The 15,298-nt window shown below is 61.3% G+C and carries 19 protein-coding genes and 1 riboswitch; of the genes, 2 read left to right on the forward strand and 17 right to left on the reverse strand.

Annotation, left to right across the window (positions count from 1 at the left end):
• Window positions 1-223: 223 nt before the first annotated feature.
• A complete protein-coding gene (locus tag ACHHTY_RS04685) occupies window positions 224-877 on the reverse strand; it encodes an outer membrane protein (protein ID WP_395492920.1) in 654 nt (217 codons plus the stop codon).
• Between the two features lie 574 nt (window positions 878-1,451).
• A riboswitch (cobalamin riboswitch) is annotated at window positions 1,452-1,653 on the forward strand.
• A 131-nt stretch (window positions 1,654-1,784) separates the two neighbouring features.
• Between ACHHTY_RS04685 and ACHHTY_RS04690 the strand changes: the two genes are divergently transcribed.
• The gene (locus ACHHTY_RS04690; RefSeq protein ID WP_395492980.1) at window positions 1,785-4,022 is read left to right on the forward strand and encodes a ribonucleoside triphosphate reductase; all 2,238 of its coding nucleotides are present in this window, start codon (window positions 1,785-1,787) and stop codon (window positions 4,020-4,022) included.
• A 136-nt stretch (window positions 4,023-4,158) separates the two neighbouring features.
• Window positions 4,159-4,752, forward strand: a complete 594-nt coding sequence (locus tag ACHHTY_RS04695) for an anaerobic ribonucleoside-triphosphate reductase activating protein (protein ID WP_395492921.1) — start codon at window positions 4,159-4,161, stop codon at window positions 4,750-4,752.
• 19 nt (window positions 4,753-4,771) lie between these two features.
• Here the strand turns inward: ACHHTY_RS04695 and ACHHTY_RS04700 are convergent, their stop codons facing one another.
• The 16 genes from ACHHTY_RS04700 to ACHHTY_RS04775 all read right to left on the reverse strand — a co-directional run bounded on the left by ACHHTY_RS04700 (window position 4,772) and on the right by ACHHTY_RS04775 (window position 15,282).
• On the reverse strand, window positions 4,772-5,257 hold the full coding sequence (locus ACHHTY_RS04700) for a hypothetical protein (RefSeq protein ID WP_395492923.1): 486 nt from the start codon (window positions 5,255-5,257) through the stop codon (window positions 4,772-4,774).
• A gap of 15 nt (window positions 5,258-5,272) precedes the next feature.
• Window positions 5,273-5,611 carry a c-type cytochrome gene (locus ACHHTY_RS04705; RefSeq protein WP_395492925.1) on the reverse strand — a complete coding sequence of 113 codons (339 nt, stop codon included), beginning with the start codon at window positions 5,609-5,611 and terminating at the stop codon, window positions 5,273-5,275.
• A 113-nt stretch (window positions 5,612-5,724) separates the two neighbouring features.
• Window positions 5,725-6,153, reverse strand: coding sequence for a hypothetical protein (locus ACHHTY_RS04710; RefSeq protein ID WP_395492927.1), 429 nt, complete (start codon window positions 6,151-6,153; stop codon window positions 5,725-5,727).
• A gap of 148 nt (window positions 6,154-6,301) precedes the next feature.
• Window positions 6,302-6,640 carry an SHOCT domain-containing protein gene (locus tag ACHHTY_RS04715; RefSeq protein WP_395492928.1) on the reverse strand — a complete coding sequence of 113 codons (339 nt, stop codon included), beginning with the start codon at window positions 6,638-6,640 and terminating at the stop codon, window positions 6,302-6,304.
• Between the two features lie 80 nt (window positions 6,641-6,720).
• Window positions 6,721-7,347 (reverse strand): hypothetical protein, encoded by a 627-nt coding sequence (locus ACHHTY_RS04720; RefSeq protein ID WP_395492929.1) that lies wholly within the window; start codon window positions 7,345-7,347, stop codon window positions 6,721-6,723.
• On the reverse strand, window positions 7,344-8,063 hold the full coding sequence (locus ACHHTY_RS04725; RefSeq protein ID WP_395492931.1) for a hypothetical protein: 720 nt from the start codon (window positions 8,061-8,063) through the stop codon (window positions 7,344-7,346). The genes ACHHTY_RS04720 and ACHHTY_RS04725 overlap by 4 nt, the downstream gene beginning before the upstream one ends.
• A 16-nt stretch (window positions 8,064-8,079) precedes the next feature.
• Entirely contained in the window at window positions 8,080-8,346 is a 267-nt protein-coding gene (locus ACHHTY_RS04730; protein ID WP_395492933.1) for a 2Fe-2S iron-sulfur cluster-binding protein, read from the reverse strand.
• A 1-nt stretch (window position 8,347) separates the two neighbouring features.
• Window positions 8,348-8,758 carry a hypothetical protein gene (locus ACHHTY_RS04735; protein ID WP_395492934.1) on the reverse strand — a complete coding sequence of 137 codons (411 nt, stop codon included), beginning with the start codon at window positions 8,756-8,758 and terminating at the stop codon, window positions 8,348-8,350.
• Entirely contained in the window at window positions 8,748-8,882 is a 135-nt protein-coding gene (locus tag ACHHTY_RS04740) for a hypothetical protein (protein WP_395492935.1), read from the reverse strand. The genes ACHHTY_RS04735 and ACHHTY_RS04740 overlap by 11 nt, the downstream gene beginning before the upstream one ends.
• Complete coding sequence (locus ACHHTY_RS04745; protein ID WP_395492937.1) at window positions 8,883-9,503, reverse strand: methyltransferase family protein; 621 nt, start codon at window positions 9,501-9,503, stop codon at window positions 8,883-8,885.
• Window positions 9,504-9,563: 60 nt separating this feature from the next.
• On the reverse strand, window positions 9,564-12,374 hold the full coding sequence (locus ACHHTY_RS04750; RefSeq protein ID WP_395492938.1) for a heavy metal translocating P-type ATPase: 2,811 nt from the start codon (window positions 12,372-12,374) through the stop codon (window positions 9,564-9,566).
• A 141-nt stretch (window positions 12,375-12,515) separates the two neighbouring features.
• Entirely contained in the window at window positions 12,516-12,803 is a 288-nt protein-coding gene (locus ACHHTY_RS04755) for a DUF5676 family membrane protein (RefSeq protein ID WP_395492939.1), read from the reverse strand.
• A gap of 123 nt (window positions 12,804-12,926) precedes the next feature.
• The gene (locus tag ACHHTY_RS04760; RefSeq protein ID WP_395492940.1) at window positions 12,927-13,109 is read right to left on the reverse strand and encodes a hypothetical protein; all 183 of its coding nucleotides are present in this window, start codon (window positions 13,107-13,109) and stop codon (window positions 12,927-12,929) included.
• A 69-nt stretch (window positions 13,110-13,178) separates the two neighbouring features.
• Window positions 13,179-13,670 carry a Slp family lipoprotein gene (locus ACHHTY_RS04765; RefSeq protein WP_395492941.1) on the reverse strand — a complete coding sequence of 164 codons (492 nt, stop codon included), beginning with the start codon at window positions 13,668-13,670 and terminating at the stop codon, window positions 13,179-13,181.
• Window positions 13,671-13,766: 96 nt separating this feature from the next.
• Complete coding sequence (locus ACHHTY_RS04770) at window positions 13,767-14,327, reverse strand: Slp family lipoprotein (RefSeq protein ID WP_395492943.1); 561 nt, start codon at window positions 14,325-14,327, stop codon at window positions 13,767-13,769.
• Between the two features lie 187 nt (window positions 14,328-14,514).
• The gene (locus ACHHTY_RS04775) at window positions 14,515-15,282 is read right to left on the reverse strand and encodes a Mut7-C RNAse domain-containing protein (protein WP_395492945.1); all 768 of its coding nucleotides are present in this window, start codon (window positions 15,280-15,282) and stop codon (window positions 14,515-14,517) included.
• Between the last annotated feature and the right edge of the window lie 16 nt (window positions 15,283-15,298).

Raw genomic sequence — 15,298 nt, forward strand, 5'->3', positions numbered from 1 at the left:
ATTAGCACTTTGCCAGCAAGAGATCCGCTGCCGAATAGCCGCTGAATCCGGCGGAATATTCTTCCTTGAAAAGTAAGGCGTGGAGGTTGGCGGAAAAAGAGCGGGGTGTTTCAGGTGAACAGGCCTGGCGACAGCGAGGGTGAGGGCCAAGAGCAAAAATTCAGTTAAAAAAAGGCCCCTCGAATAATCGAGAGGCCCTTGTCCTGCGCCCAGCCCAAGCGGCTTAGAAGCTGTAACGAAGCCCAAGCATGACATTGTGGGTCATGTATTCGGTATCAAAGCGCTCGCCAGACTGGAACTTAAGTTCGGGATCGAGGGTGGCGAAGAAACGATATTGCAGGTCGATATTAACCTGGGGATTCAGCGCGAAAGCCAGTCCCGCTCCCAGCTGATAGGCAAAAACCGTGTCGCTGCTGTCAACGCCAAGCCAATCGCTGTCAATTCTTACTCTGGCGATACCTAAACCACCACCGGCAAAGGGGGTGACCGGCAAGCCCAAATTGAAATCATAAAAACCATTGATCATCAATGCCAGGGAGGAAATGTCACCATTCAGGGGCATTCTCGGAGCCCCGACGAATGGTCCCCTTCCCGCGAGTTGGTCGAGATCATTTTTCCGGTAAGCCAATTCAACCTCGGTCCGAAGTCCGTTGCCATAGGCATGGCCAAAGCCCCCGGTAATACCGATTCCACTGTCAAAACTGATTTCCGCCAAAGTAATCCCGGTGCCAAAGCCGGGGATGTCGAAGCCCGCATCCGCGTCACTGACCCAAACCGCAGCCAGATTGCCAAAAGCGTAGGTCTGCGCCTGGGCGGTCGTTGCAATAAAGCCCAATGACAAAGCAAAAACAAATGCGATACTGAGGTACTTTTTCATAATCATCTCCTTCACCTCCCTAGTAAAAAGTCCAAAACGCCATTATTGGCAGGGGCAGAAACCCATCTTCGCAAGTTCTTTCCAGGTGGGGCAAAAAATTACATTCGAGAATCCCTGAAACGGTGCAACTAACGTCTTCATCGCGGAGTTTAGTTTTTTTCTGCCACGCCCTCCAAAGCCCTGTTTCAGCGTGACCTTAATCCACAAAAATAACCGCTCACGGGCCATTTGCCCGGAGCGGTTATCTGTTGGCGGCGGAGTTCGTTGAAGCTATGCGTTTTTGCCATGAAACCCTCCCCCAAGATGGCGGGTTTTTGTTCTCCAACAATTATTGTTAGGCTAGCTAAATCAGCTCGCTACCACAAGCAAAATATGGCGATTGAAACCGGGCGATGGGCTGAGAGCCGGCCCCACAATGGCGAATCCCCCATTTAGACCGGCTTGGCGGGCTAGATGGAATCGCCATTTTTCGGCAAAATAATTACTCGTGGCAGGTTCGCCGATAAAGGAAGGGCGGCTCAACCAGACCCAACTCCCTACACCATATTTTGTATTGACCTGCAACCGGTGACACGATATACAGTGGGTAAGCGGTTCCCTGACCGTTGCTGGCGGAAAGGGATGAAAAGGGAATCCGGTGAGAGACCGGAACTGTCGCGCAGCGGTGATCAGGAACGAACGTTGTCATTACCACTGGCCCCCGGGCCGGGAAGGGATGATCAGTAGGTTGCAGTCCGCCTGAAAGTCCGAAGACCTGCCGTGAAACCAGCCTGCCCGGCCCAGCCGCGGGCCGGCTCCCAGTTATTCTCTGCCTCGCGCAAAGGAGAGTGTCATGTCCCAAGTTCCCAGGCAGGCCCGGGCCCTCAACCAGTCCCCGACCCCGGCCGCCAAATCCCAACCGGCCCAGTTGTTCAGCTCGATCCTCAAGCGGGATCGCCGGCAGGTGCCCTTCCAGGCGGAAAAAATCACCAACGCCATCCACAAGGCCGGCCAGGTTACCGGTGAAATCGGCCGGCCCGAGGCCCGCCGGCTGACCATGCAGGTGCTGGCCATCGCCCAGAACCTGTTCAGCGGGGAGGAAGCCGCCGCGGCCGCCGTTCCGTCGGTGGAAGAAATCCAGGACCTGGTCGAGGAAGTGCTGCTCTCCTCGCCCTACAAGAAAACCGCCAAGGCCTACATCCTCTACCGCGACCAGCACGCCCGGATCCGGGAAATGGTGACCCGGACCGATCTCGATCTGATCGACGGCTACCTGCAGAAACTGGACTGGCAGGTCCAGGAAAACTCCAACATGTCCTACTCGCTGCAGGGGCTCAACAACTATATCTCCAGCGAGATCAGCAAGAACTACTGGCTCAACAAGATCTACCCCGCCGAGGTGCGCGAGGCCCATCTGGCCGGCGATCTCCATATCCACGATCTCGGTTTGCTCTCGGTTTACTGCGTGGGCTGGGATCTGCGCGATCTGCTCCGCCAGGGCTTCACCGGGGCCCCGGGCAAGGCGGAAAGCGGCCCGGCCCGCCATTTCCGCAGCGCCCTGGGCCAGATCGTCAACTTCTTCTACACCCTCCAGGGCGAGGCGGCCGGGGCCCAGGCCTTCGCCAGCTTCGACACCCTGCTGGCTCCCTTCATCCGGGTCGATGAGCTCAACTACCGCGAGGTCCGGCAGGCCCTGCAGGAGTTCGTCTTCAACCTCAACGTCGCCACCCGGGTGGGTTTCCAGACCCCGTTTACCAACCTGACCATGGACCTGCACCCGCCGGCGACCCTCAGGGACGCGCCGGTGATCATTGGCGGGGTCGAGCAGGAGAGCGTCTACGGCGACTACCAGGCCGAGATGAACCTGCTCAACCAGGCCTTCCTCGAGGTCATGGCCGCCGGCGACAGCAAGGGGCGGGCCTTCACCTTTCCCATCCCCACCTACAACATCACCGCCGACTTCGACTGGGACGACCCCAACCTGGAGAGCCTCTGGCGGACCACCGCCCGCTACGGCCTGCCCTACTTCGCCAACTTCGTCAATTCCGACCTCAACCCCGACGACGCCCGCTCGATGTGCTGCCGCCTGCGGCTGGACACCCGCGAGCTGGAAAAGCGCGGCGGAGGACTCTTTGGGGCCAATCCCCTGACCGGCTCCATCGGGGTGGTGACCATCAACATGGCGGCCTTGGGCTACCAGGCCGGCGACGAGGCCGACTTCTTCCAGCGCCTCGACCGGCTGATGGAGATCGCCCGCACCTCGCTGGAAACCAAGCGCAAGGTGCTGGAAAATTTCACCGCCAAGGGCCTCTACCCCTATACCCGCTTCTACCTGCGCCAGGTCCACCAGCGCTTCGGCCGCTTCTGGGAAAACCATTTCGCCACCATCGGCCTGATCGGGACCAACGAGGCCTGCCTCAACCTGCTGGGAGTGGATATCGGCGAGGAAAGGGGTCGGCAGTTCGCCCTGCGGGTCCTCGACCACATGCGGGAGCGGCTGCGCCGGTTCCAGGAGGAAACCGGCAACCAGTACAACCTGGAAGCGACCCCGGCCGAGGGTACCGGCCACCGGCTGGCCAAGCTCGACGCCCGCCGTTTTCCCGGCCTGGCCGCCTCCCTGACCTGCGGCGGAGAGGAAGGTTTGCCGATCTACGCCAACTCGACCCAGTTGCCGGTCAACTACACCGACGATATTTTTGCCTTGCTGGAGCATCAGGACGAGTTGCAGGCCAAATACACCGGCGGTACCGTGGTCCACTGCTTTCTCGGCGAGGCCGAAATCGATCCCGGGGCGGTCAAGGAGTTTGTCAAAACGGTCTGCTCCCAGTACCGCCTGCCCTATTTCACCCTGACCCCGATCTTTTCGGTCTGCAAGGAGCACGGCTACCTGGCCGGGGAACAAACCCGCTGCCCGCAGTGTGGGACCGTCACCGAGATCTATTCCCGGGTGGTGGGCTACCTGCGCCCGATCCAGCAATGGCACGAGGGCAAGCAGGCGGAATTTGCCGCCCGCTCCCATTACCGGCTGGCCCCCCGCCCGGGGACCGCGCCGCGCCGGGACCGCAACGGCAGCAAGCACCCCGCCGCCGCAACCGTCCGCGCCCCGGAACCAACCTTTGACGCCGGAGCCGAGGCGGCCCGCCATGAAGCGCGGCCCAACAGCTGAAGGGGGCAAGCCCCGCCCGGCATCACCTGGCGCCAGCGGGCCCCGGGAACCGCATCTTGCGGCGTTCGCAACAGCGCAACATGGTTTACTGGCTGTACCGGCCCGAACGAAGCAAGATGCGGGGCCTTGCAGCCCCTTGCGGATCGGCGGCTATCTGCCGGCCAGCTTCAGCGATTATCCCGGCCGGCTGGCGGCGGTGATCTTCACCCAGGGCTGCAACTTCCGCTGCCCCTGGTGCCACAACCCCGGCCTGCTCGATCCGCAGGGCCCGGCCCTTTATGACCGCGAGGAGATAATCGGCCGGCTGGCGGCCCGCATGGGCAAGATCGGCGGGGTAGTGATCAGCGGCGGCGAGCCGACCCTGCAGCCGGAACTGCTCCCCTTCTGCCGCCGCCTGCGGGACTTGGGCCTGGCGGTCAAGCTGGATACCAACGGCAGCCGGCCCGCGGTGCTGGCCCAGGCGCTGACCGCCGGAGTGGTGGATTATATCGCCATGGACCTCAAGGCCCCCTGGGAGAAGTACCCGCAACTGGCCGGGGTCGCCATCGACCCCGCCCTCATCCGCCGCTCTATGGAAATGATTGCCGCCAGCGGCATCGCCCACCACTTCCGGACCACGGCGGTCACGGACCTGCTGAGCCCCGCCGACCTGGCGGCCATTCGCGAACTGGTGCCGGCCGGCTCGAGCTACAAGGTCCAGCCGTTCCGGCAAGTCTCGCCTTCCGCCTGAGCTGCCGCGCCCGGTTGGTTCAGCGGCAATCGCCCCGCAAAGCTTCCTGACCCCGGATCTGCCGGCGGGCAAACCAGACCACCAGCGGCGGCAGCAGCAACCACTGAAGCAGGGGCAGCAGGCCGGTACCCAGCAGGGGCACGGTGGGCATCAGTTCACTGTAATGCCAGCGGCCGGCTACTTCGGTGGCATGCCACTCCAGCCCCACGGTCACCAGCAGCCCCACCGCGACAAAGCCCAGAACGGCGCGGCGGTCGGGCCGCCGCAGCCAACCTCGATCGCCCCGCGCCAGGGCCACCACCCAGAAGGCCGCCAGGGCGATCAAAACATCGCCCAGGGCCGCCCGGGTGCAGAACAGCACCGCCTCCCCGTGGGGCAGGGTCGGCATCTGCTCGAAAAAGGGGATCTGGATGAACTCCCAGGGGTAGTTCAGCAGCAGGGCGAACAGGGCCAGATTGAATTCCGGCAAAGCCAGAATCCGCCGGCCCCAGCCGTCGTTCAGCATGGCAGGTTGGCCTGCCTACTTCAGAGACTTGATGTAGGCGACCATATCCTGCATCTCCGGCGAATCAACCGCGATGGCCTGGCCCTTGTTGGCATTGACAATACAGAAATTCACCGCGTCCTCCAGGGTGCCCTGCCTTTGGCCCATGATAGTGAAGGCGGTTTTCTCCCCGGACTTTTCCAGTCCCTGGCCGCCAGGGTGGCAAGCGTTGCAGGACGTGGTCCCGCCGGCAAAGCCGGGATCATTGAACAGTTTTTTGCCTCTCTCCTCCGGCAGATGCCCGGCCGCCCAAGCCATCGAGAGGCTCAGGGCAAGCACTACGATCAACAACAGGGCCAGCTTTACAATCTTCATCTTTCTACCTCCTTTTTCAGGTTGATGGCCAGAGCTGAAAAACTACTGGCCGATTAGCTGGTTTACTCGCACCACCTTGCAGCGGTGCCGTATCCCGGCTTCTTGCCTAAGATTTACTCCTGCAGCATCATTTCCTGCTGCAGCATCATGCCTTTCATCATTTCCTGCATCATGGCCATTTTTTTCTCCATCATGGCCATGCGATCGGCCATCGGCATCTGTTCCATCTCCGATTCAGCCCTCATCCCATCCATCCCGCCCATCATCCTCATCATGCCCATCATCTCCATCATTCCCATGCCTTCTCGCATGTGCTGCATATGTTCGTGCATTAATTTTTTTCTTTCCGCCGGGCTCTTTGCCTCCTGCATTTTTTGGCGGGTTTCCTGCATCCGCTGCATGGGAGCGTCAATTTTTTCCTGGTCCATCTGGATCACTTCCGGGCTCGGATCAGCAGCCGGATGGTGGGCTTCTTCCGCCCAGCCAGGAACGACCACCACGAGAACAAACAACAAGGGGGCCAGCAGGATCGTTTTCTTCATCGTCATACCTCCATCCATAGGATTATGGGTCAATTTGCCATGTCCCCACCCGATTCAGACTTGGCGGCAACTGCATCCCAAGAACAAACTGCCTGGCCAACCCTCTGACCAGGATAACACCCACGCGAACAAACAGTGCGACTCCGCGTTATGCAAGCAGGTCTCGCTTCTTTTCTTCAAACTCCTTTTTGTCAATTTCCCCACGGGCATAGCGCTCCTGCAGAATTTCAAGGGCCGATGGAGTTGAGGCTGATCGGGTCTGGAGCAACAGCCATTTGATGAGCAAAAACAGGCCGACGAGCACCAGGACCCAGAAGACTATCATCAGAATGGCGCCCAACCATCCCATTCCTCCCATCATGCCGGGCCCCATCGACCAGTCCCCGTCTCGCCCCCAGTGGGCGAACGCAGGCCTGGCCGGCCAGACAAGCACGCTCAAAATTACCAATACAACCGAGAATTCTCCTGCAATGGACTTGAGTGTCATGCTGGTTGCTCCTGTTTTTATTATTGTATCTGCCGTTTTGCGGTCGGCTTGGTTCCCGCTGGCGGGACTCGCAGACCGGCTCAGAAGTCATGCGGCATCCGCCGGTGACCCCATCTGTGGGTGATATGACATCGCCAGCATTCTTCGCGGGGCGGCATGGTCTCTATGCGGCGCCATTCCAAATGAGTTTTTTGAAAATTTTCCCACAGTTCATCGTAATAATGCGACCTTGGCGCCTGGTGGCAACGGTGGCAGTTTCTGTTGTCGTCCGCTGGATGGCGAAAGCCCTCGATCCGCCATGTGCTGATCCCGTGGCACTCCCGGCAGTCATTGCCAAATCTGGAAGCATGGCGGTCCACGTGGCACTGGGTACATTGGAGTTCCCCGCTTAGCAGGGTATGATCCATCCTCGAAATATCTCCCCCCCGGCCCCGGTGTTCCCGGTGACAGGCAAGGCAGTGCTTGCCGGCTTCATGAAACCGGAGTTGGGGCTTGAGATCTTCCACCTGGCCGAAGAAATGACATTGCCGGCAGCGTTGCTCGTCCACCCCTCTCCAGGGTACATGGCAAGTTTGACAGGCAGTGAACGCCGCGTGGGCACTGCTGAGCCCGCCCGGCTTGGCCGCCTGCTCGTTACTGTAGAGCCAGGCGGCGGCCAAGCCGATAATCAACAGGAGAGCCATGCCGCTGAATATTTGCTTTTTCATGGCAGCCATCGGAGTCCGTAGTAAAGAGTGGCGAGCACATGAACTGCGATCAGGGCAAACAAGAAGACGGTAAACAGGTTATGCGCCTGCATCCACCATGAAAACATACGTTTGAGGGGGCCCGAGAATGTCACCGCGTATTCAAGTTCGGAAATGCTCCACGCCTCTTCCATGAGCCGGTCGTGTTGCTCCAGCGATTCCTCATCAGCATCTGCGGAATCTCGCCCAGGTTCCGCCTTCTTGACGACGATATCACCCTGCCTGGCGGCCAAAGCCGCGCGCATTGCCTTTTCCCGGGCGTAAAAGCTGTTCTTGAGCAACTCCAGGGCCGCTTGTTGCTCCCGAACCGAGCGATTGACCTTAAGGTATAAAAACCGCCCGATAATACCTGACAGAACCACGATCAGAAGAGCCAAAAAAACCAAAGTGCCGATCAGGCTGCCGGTATCGTGGGCCGCGTGGATAACCACCAGCGACGGCCCCACCAGGCCGTAGGCGATATGGCTGTTCAACGGATTCTGCCGGCCCTTTTTTTTCAGGATCCGTTTGCGAAAAGGATATATCATGGCCATGAAAATTAGAACCGTGCCGGCTATGCCGAGGCTGTGCCCGAGCGCGCTCCCGGCAAAATCGGGGTCGCGGTGAAACCCCACGCTCAGCACCAGGAAAACAAAAAAACCGGCTATCAGGGCCTGGATATTCTTTTCGGTCAGCATGAGTTAGAATATCCGTTCAGACATCAAGGGAGATGTCGGTTCTGGGCACGGCCACGCAGGGAAGGATCATGTCTTGCGCCCGGTCTTCTTCCTCGAGCCCGTCGTCAAGGTCCATTGCCACTTCCCCGGAAATAAGGCGGATTTTACAGCTGCCGCACACGCCGGCTTCGCATTCGGTTTCGATTTCGATCCCGTTTGCTCGCGCCAGTTCGAGCAGGCTTTGGTGAGAATCGTCCCATTGGACGGTTTTTTTCGATGCCGCAAAATCCACTATAAATGCCATTTCATTCCTCCTTTCGAATCGCTTCCAGTAATTGCTGGGTGCGCTTGTAACGGATGACAATCCCCACCAGGGCCCAGACAGCAAACAATCCTAGAATGATCATGGTAAAAAAATGCGCCCAGGACATGCCGAAAACGCCTTCCTGCCGGTCAACGTATTGGTCCGAAATTCTCATCTCCTCCTTGAACCACTGAAGGTCCGGCGCTTCGTCTGCCGGTTGCTCCATCGCAACCGGAACATCGCTTGGGGCCGCATACGAAAAATTGACTGGTTCCACGGCATACAGCAAAAGACAAATGATCGCCGGTAAACCAAGAAGGCTGCGCAGCAGGTGGAAACCAGGGAAGTTCATCAATTTTAACCTCGCAGATTTTGGGGCAGCCGGGCGGACCGGCGGTTTATCAGTCGTCATGCCGCGCGTCCTTTCGGCGTTGTTCCTGGCCGGATCGGTTACGACGCCGCAGATTCCAACCCACGAGGATAAAAACAACCAATAAGACGATGCCGCTGACGATGGTTGCCGTTTGAGCGCTCATTTAAAGCTCCTCGGGGTGCCCGCCGCCGAAGCGGGGGATGAACATGGGAGTGCGTTGTTGATACGCGCGATATTCATCACCGAATTTGTCCAGCATCTGCTGCTCTTCTTTCCTGGCCAACAGCGTGTAGGCCGAGATAATCACCAGGAACGCGAACCCTGAGACAACCGTCGGCCAGTGCACCACGCCTTCCCCGAAAACGATGAGAAAAAGACCGGTGTACTGGGGATGACGCACCCGGGCATATACGCCCTCGGTCATGAGCTTCCCGGCGCGGCGGGCATGATAGATCTTGCGCCAGCCATCCGCTACCAGGGTCGCGCCAATGAACACGATGGTATAACCGAGCACCATGGCGACAAGATGCGCCACGGGGGTGCCGAAAAGCTGCTCCCAAAGGTTGCCGCCCTGGGTCACCGCTAAATCGAGACCAAAGAAGCGGGCCAGAAAATAGATGGTCAGGGGAAACCCATACATCTCGGCGTAAAACGCGATGATAAAGGCCTGGAGGACGCCAACCCGCGTCCACTCCTTCCAGTTGTCGGGGGCCAGGTAGCGGTACATCAGCCACGAAACGGCAACGATGACAATGACCGCCAGGCCCCACATCCCCACGTGCATAATACCGGCTCCCCCTCTGCGAGATCCTGGCGGCCGGCCGCGTTCCGGCCATAGGACCGATCAGGCTTTTAAACGAGTTCGCTTGAGCAGCAGTGAGTTGCCGATCACCGAGAGCGAACTGGTGGTCATGGCGATAACCCCGATCATGGGATGCAGCAGGCCCAGGGCGGCGATGGGCACGGCGGCCAGGTTGTAGAACCAGGCCCAGAACAGGTTCTGAACGATCTTACGGAAGGTGGCCCGGGAGAGGGCGACCGCTTCCACCACCTTGCTGAGTTCGCCCCGGACCAGGGTGACGTCGGCCGCTTCGATGGCCACATCGGCGCCGGCGCCGATGGCGATGCCGACATTGGCCTGCTTGAGGGCCGGGGCGTCGTTGATCCCGTCACCCACCATGGCCACGGTCGGCCCGTGCCGCTCCTGGAGCCGGCGGACCGCGTCCACTTTGCCCTCCGGCAGGACCCCGGCCAGCACCTCGTCGATGCCGACCTGGGCCGCGACGCTGCGAGCCGTGCGTTCATTGTCGCCGGTGATCATCACCGGCCGGATGCCCATTTCTTTCAGGGCGGCCACCGCCGCGACGGAATCCTCCTTGAGGGTGTCGGAAACCGCGATCACCCCGGCGGCCCGGTCTTCGATGGCCACCAGCATGGCGGTTTTGCCCTCGCTTTCCAGGCGGGCCAGGGCTTCTTCCAGAGCACTCGGATCAATGGCGGCCTCCGTCAGGAGCCGGCGGCCTCCCACCCGCACAATCCGGCCGTCGATGCGGCCCTGGACGCCGGCGGCGGTGATCGCCTTGAACTCCTCGACCTTGGGAACTTCGAGACCGCGCTCCCGGGCGCCCTTGACGATCGCCTGACCCAAGGGGTGTTCCGAGCCCGCCTCCACCCCGGCCGCCGCCCGCAACAGGTCGGCCTCGTCGAAATCCGCCGTCGGCAGCACGTCGGTCAGGGCCGGCTCGCCCCGGGTGATGGTGCCGGTCTTGTCCAAAACGATGATTTTGATGTCCTTGAGCGTCTGAATCGCCTCACCGGAACGGATCAGTACCCCCCGGTCGGCCCCCATGCCGGAACCCACCATGATGGCGGTGGGGGTGGCCAGGCCCAAGGCGCAGGGGCAGGCGATGACCAGCACCGCAATGCCCGCGAGGATGGCGACCAGCAGGGGGGGCAGTTCCGGATCGACCCAAGGCAGAAAAGCCGCGCCCCAGTAGAGGATCGGCCGCAGAGTCTCGGCGAAGAGGAGCCAGATGGTGAAACTGGCCAGGGCAACCACGATCACCGCCGGCACAAAATAACTGGTGACCCGGTCGGCAAACTCCTGGATCGGCACCTTGGATCCCTGGGCCTCCTGCACCAGCCGGATCACCTGAGCGAGGAAAGTATCCTTGCCAACCCGGGTGGCGCGTACCTGGAGTAGGCCTTCCTTGTTGATGGTGGCCCCCAGCACCTGCTCGCCGGGGCCTTTCTCCACCGGCACCGATTCGCCGGTGGCGATGGCCTCGTCGATGTGGCTGACCCCTTCGACGATCTCGCCATCGGTGGGAATCTTGGCCCCGGGCCGCACCACCATGATGTCACCGGCCCGGAGTTCCCGAACCGGGATCTCCACCTCCTGCTCGGCGCGCAGGATGGTGGCCGTTTTGGCGCCCAGGGTGACCAGTTTACGGATGGCCTGCGAGGCTCGGCCCTTGGCCCGCGTTTCCAGATAACGGCCCAGTTGGTGAAAGGTCATGATGGTGGCGGCCATCTCCACAAAGGAGGTCATCGGATAAACAAAACCGACCAGGCCGATGAAGTATGGCGGGGCGCTGCCCATGCTGATCAATACGTCCATGTTGGCGGTGCGGTTGAGCAGCGACCGCCGGGCCGAGCGATGGGTGGCCCGGCCCCCGGCCAGAAAAACCACCGGAAAGGCCAGCACCACGACGATGGCGAGATAGCCCGGAATGGGCCGCCAGAACATATGTACCGCCATCAGCACCATGATGAGGGTGGTCGGAATGGCGGCAATCCAGAGCCGGCGCCAGGCCTGGCGCAGATAGGCCTCTTCGATGGCTTCCGGCTCCCCGGCATCGCTGCCGGCGGCCAGATCTTCAACCTGCGTCACCTCATAACCGGCCTTCTCCACCGCCTGCCGCACCGCCTGCTCGTCCACCCCGGCCCCGCTTTCCAGCTCCACCGTCAACCAGTGATTGGCAATGTCGGTCTGCAGTTCCCTGATCCCCGGCAGCCGCCGGACGGAGGTGGAAACCAGTCCGGCGCAATGGTCGCTGCCCATGCCCGGTATTGTGAACCGCAGCCGGTTGCCCGAAGCCTCTCCGCCACCACCCTCGATCTGCATCCCGGCCACATCGTAGCCAGCCTTTTCCACGGCCTTTTTCACATCCTGGGCATCGACGCCGGCGCCGGGTTCAAGCTCCACGGTCAGCAGGGTATTGGCAATGTCGGTCTGCAACTCTCGAATTCCCGGCAACCGCCGTACTGACTGGGAAACAATTCCCGCGCAGTGGTCGCTGCCCATGCCCGGTATTGTGAGCCGCAGCCGCAGTTCTTCTGCTTCGGCGACGGCCTCTTCGGGGATGATGCTTGCCACCTCGTAGCCGGCCTTCTCCACCGCCTCCCGCAATGCCTCGGTGGTGACCATGGCCGGATCGGTCTCCACGGTGAGGCTCTGGTTGGCCATATCCATGCGGATCTCACCAACCCCCGGCAATCGCTTGAGGGAAGTCGAAATAAGCAGCGAGCAATGATCGCTGCACATGCCGGGAACCACCAGAGTAACCGGGCGAGTTGCCTTGGCGTCTGCCGGACCGGTATTCGCTCCGGCCTGCGGTTGGGAGTCGTGTCCGGATGATGAGTGCTCGTGCATATCGGTCCTCCCTATGCAAGATATAAAAGACACATGATCAAAAGATCGTCGTCAGCACGCAGAGAAGTCTTGGGTCCGGCATCCTGCATTCTGCGGCCTGGATCTGTACTCCTGAAGATTATCCGGGGCATTGGCCGAGGCTCATGTCCGTTCCCTTGCCATCCTCCCGCCGAGATTATAAAAGGCGGCAATCATCGCCCCAAACAGCCAACCCAGGATAAAAACCTGGATCACGCCGATGATCATCTCCCACCACGGCATCTCCCAGCGCATGATCGGCGACCAGTCGACGCCGTGGGTTAGGCTGTTAAAGAAGCCGACCGCGGCATCCCGGGGCACGGTCAGCATCACAAAAACACAACCGAGATAGATAATGGCCATGCCCATGCCCAGGGAAAAGCCCAACCGTTTGATGCTCAAGGTTTCCATCACCGCCTCCTGAAGCGTTTTTTGTTTATGGCCCTCCCGGTCGAAGCCGCGCCGGAGCCTGTCCGAGTTTTGGCGCCGGGGTGGCGGCGTAAACGTATCACCCAAATCCTGCTGGCGAGCCTGTCATTTTTCACGATCTTCACGATGCCGGTGGTCGTGACCACGCAGCATCAGCAAGTGGCAGGCAAACATCAGAACGATGAAGAGAAAGAGACTGATCCCTGCTCCCAGGCCGAAAAGCGGCAACAGGAAAATAACCAGCAGCGGCAACAGGCAACCCAGAATCATCTTCAGGTGGTGGCTCATTCCTTCCCTCCCACAGCGGAAAAAAAACCCGGCCCCGGGGTTTTGCCCCGGTGTTTTCGGCAATTGCCTCTAGCGGCCGAAGATCACCCCGATGCCGAAATGGAAGCGGGGTTGGGCGGGATCGCGGCGGGTAAGAGGCCAGAGATGAAGATCGCTGACCTCAACCACCGGGTAGGTGTAGGGGGCCTCGCCCACCTGGCCGGCCGCGGCCGACCCCAGCCGCCCCCTGACGGTGACCAGGCGACCCGGGGCATAATCCAGTTCCTCCAGGTAGCCGGGCTGGCGGAGCAGAAAGCGCCCCTGGTGCGGGCGATCGGTCCGGGGCCGCTGGGCGCTGTCCAGCGGGTAGCTCAGCACTTCGATCTCCGAGTAGTCGGCCAGGTTGCGGGTAGCTATGATGGGGCCGCCCCACAGGACCGGGGTCCCCCGGTAAGGCTCCGGGTTGGCCGAAACTATGGCCGGCGGTAAATCCAGGGCCACCCCCCGAGTATCATAGCGAGGGCCGGTGGCGCAGCCGGCCAGCAGAGCCAGGACCAGCAAAGTCATCAGAACGGGGCGCATGCGGTGCTCCTTGCTAAGGCTCGGCCCGGGGTTCAGCTGGTTAAGCCCAGCCCTTGAGCCTGGGACCCGGGGCGTGGCAACCGGCCCGGCCGGTCATCAGCGGGGCCAGGGCCGATAAAACGGGTGACGATAGGGATACCAGGGGTCGTACCAGAAAGGACCGGGCCGCCAAGGGTCGTAATAATAGGGATCCGGCACCGGTTCCCGCACCGGCCACAAATGGTAAGCCTCCACGTCCAGCAGCACGTAGGGATATTCATAGTCGCCCACCGGCCGCAGCTTGACTCCCACCACCCGGCCGCGCACCGTCAGTTCGCGGCCGACGCCGAAAACCGCGGGCTCGACAAAACCCGGCACCCGGGCCAGGAAACGGCCGTGGCCGGCATCGGTGTCGCGGGGGCGGCCGCTGTGGCCCAAGGGACGGGAAACCACCTGGATCAGGGTGTGGTCGACCCGGTTTTCCACCCCGGCGATGACCCCGCCCCAGCGCACCGGAGCCCCCTGGTAGCGGGCCGGGGCCGCCCGGACTTCATCGGGAGTCGGCTCCAAGGCCGGGGCGGTCCGGATCGGTTCCGGAACCTGGGTGGCACAGCCGGCCAGCCAGAAACCGGCCAGAACCATAAGCAGCAAAATGAAAAGAAAGCGCGAGTCTTGCATGGCGGACCTCCCGCTCCGGCGGTGCATCCGGTAACCGGTGGGACGGCGGCCGGCGGCTTCGGAGTCCTCTTTTATGGCTGTATTGAGATCTTGGGCGACGGCAAAAACCGTTCTGCTGAGCAGCGGTGCCGAACCATTCTTGCTTGGCGGTGGACCGGGCCCGGCGACGGTGGGCTATTACCGTTTCTCATCCTTCATTGTCGTAATTGTCCGGGTGGGTGTCAACCGCAAAAACCGGCGAGGCAAGAACCGCGCTGATCAGCCCCTCCATTTTCTCCCGGTGGGAACCGGCCCAGTAAACCTGGTCGCAGCTGGGGCAGTATTTGAAGCGGCTATAATATTTCCTGGTCAAGGGTTCGAGCCGAGGCAGAATTTCCTCCTTGGCCACCGGTTCCAATTTTGCGTTGCAGCGCAGGCAGCGGGTAAAGGGGCGCTCCTGGCCGCCCAGGCCATAAAAAGAGATCACCTCCCGCAACTGGGCGGTGGGGTCGCCATGACGCACCAGGCGACCGAAGACCACCTGGCGGCGCTTGAGCAGGCGGCGGTCCCGGGTCAGCAGGATCCGGCCGGCGGCGGCGGTGGCGGCCAGGAAGGCATCGTCGTGATTTGCCGGAATCAGGGCGTCGAAGCCCAGCATCCGCAGCCAGCGGCCCAGTTTGGCCACGTTGATATCGACCACGAAACAGGGCCCGGCCAGGGGCTCGGGGCGCAGTTGGGAAGGCTTGGTTACATCCAGCGGCGGGATGATGGGAAAAACTTCGATCATCTCGCCCGCCGCCGGACGATGGCCAAAATCGACTTCCCGGCCGGCGGCGACAATGGCGCCGACCTCAGGGTGGGGCACCCCACAGGCTTCGATCACGTCCTTGATCGAAGCCCCGCGATAGGGAATCCTAACCGCGCCGGCCTGGTGGGCCGTTGTCAGCAGCTGGCGCAACTCCCCCGCAAAACGCAAGCTGAGCAGCGGCGGC

It is taken from the genome of Desulfurivibrio nitratireducens (assembly GCF_044068515.1).
GTDB lineage: Bacteria > Desulfobacterota > Desulfobulbia > Desulfobulbales > Desulfurivibrionaceae > Desulfurivibrio.

What these genes read in the sequence shown, in the direction of transcription:
- ACHHTY_RS04685 (WP_395492920.1), bottom strand. Translation starts at nt 877, where the DNA reads ATGAAAAAGTACCTCAGTATCGCATTTGTTTTTGCTTTGTCATTGGGC.
- ACHHTY_RS04700 (WP_395492923.1), bottom strand. Translation starts at nt 5,257, where the DNA reads ATGCTGAACGACGGCTGGGGCCGGCGGATTCTGGCTTTGCCGGAATTC.
- ACHHTY_RS04705 (WP_395492925.1), bottom strand. Translation starts at nt 5,611, where the DNA reads ATGAAGATTGTAAAGCTGGCCCTGTTGTTGATCGTAGTGCTTGCCCTG.
- ACHHTY_RS04710 (WP_395492927.1), bottom strand. Translation starts at nt 6,153, where the DNA reads ATGAAGAAAACGATCCTGCTGGCCCCCTTGTTGTTTGTTCTCGTGGTG.
- ACHHTY_RS04715 (WP_395492928.1), bottom strand. Translation starts at nt 6,640, where the DNA reads ATGACACTCAAGTCCATTGCAGGAGAATTCTCGGTTGTATTGGTAATT.
- ACHHTY_RS04720 (WP_395492929.1), bottom strand. Translation starts at nt 7,347, where the DNA reads ATGAAAAAGCAAATATTCAGCGGCATGGCTCTCCTGTTGATTATCGGC.
- ACHHTY_RS04725 (WP_395492931.1), bottom strand. Translation starts at nt 8,063, where the DNA reads ATGCTGACCGAAAAGAATATCCAGGCCCTGATAGCCGGTTTTTTTGTT.
- ACHHTY_RS04730 (WP_395492933.1), bottom strand. Translation starts at nt 8,346, where the DNA reads ATGGCATTTATAGTGGATTTTGCGGCATCGAAAAAAACCGTCCAATGG.
- ACHHTY_RS04735 (WP_395492934.1), bottom strand. Translation starts at nt 8,758, where the DNA reads ATGACGACTGATAAACCGCCGGTCCGCCCGGCTGCCCCAAAATCTGCG.
- ACHHTY_RS04740 (WP_395492935.1), bottom strand. Translation starts at nt 8,882, where the DNA reads ATGAGCGCTCAAACGGCAACCATCGTCAGCGGCATCGTCTTATTGGTT.
- ACHHTY_RS04745 (WP_395492937.1), bottom strand. Translation starts at nt 9,503, where the DNA reads ATGCACGTGGGGATGTGGGGCCTGGCGGTCATTGTCATCGTTGCCGTT.
- ACHHTY_RS04750 (WP_395492938.1), bottom strand. Translation starts at nt 12,374, where the DNA reads ATGCACGAGCACTCATCATCCGGACACGACTCCCAACCGCAGGCCGGA.
- ACHHTY_RS04755 (WP_395492939.1), bottom strand. Translation starts at nt 12,803, where the DNA reads ATGGAAACCTTGAGCATCAAACGGTTGGGCTTTTCCCTGGGCATGGGC.
- ACHHTY_RS04760 (WP_395492940.1), bottom strand. Translation starts at nt 13,109, where the DNA reads ATGAGCCACCACCTGAAGATGATTCTGGGTTGCCTGTTGCCGCTGCTG.
- ACHHTY_RS04765 (WP_395492941.1), bottom strand. Translation starts at nt 13,670, where the DNA reads ATGCGCCCCGTTCTGATGACTTTGCTGGTCCTGGCTCTGCTGGCCGGC.
- ACHHTY_RS04770 (WP_395492943.1), bottom strand. Translation starts at nt 14,327, where the DNA reads ATGCAAGACTCGCGCTTTCTTTTCATTTTGCTGCTTATGGTTCTGGCC.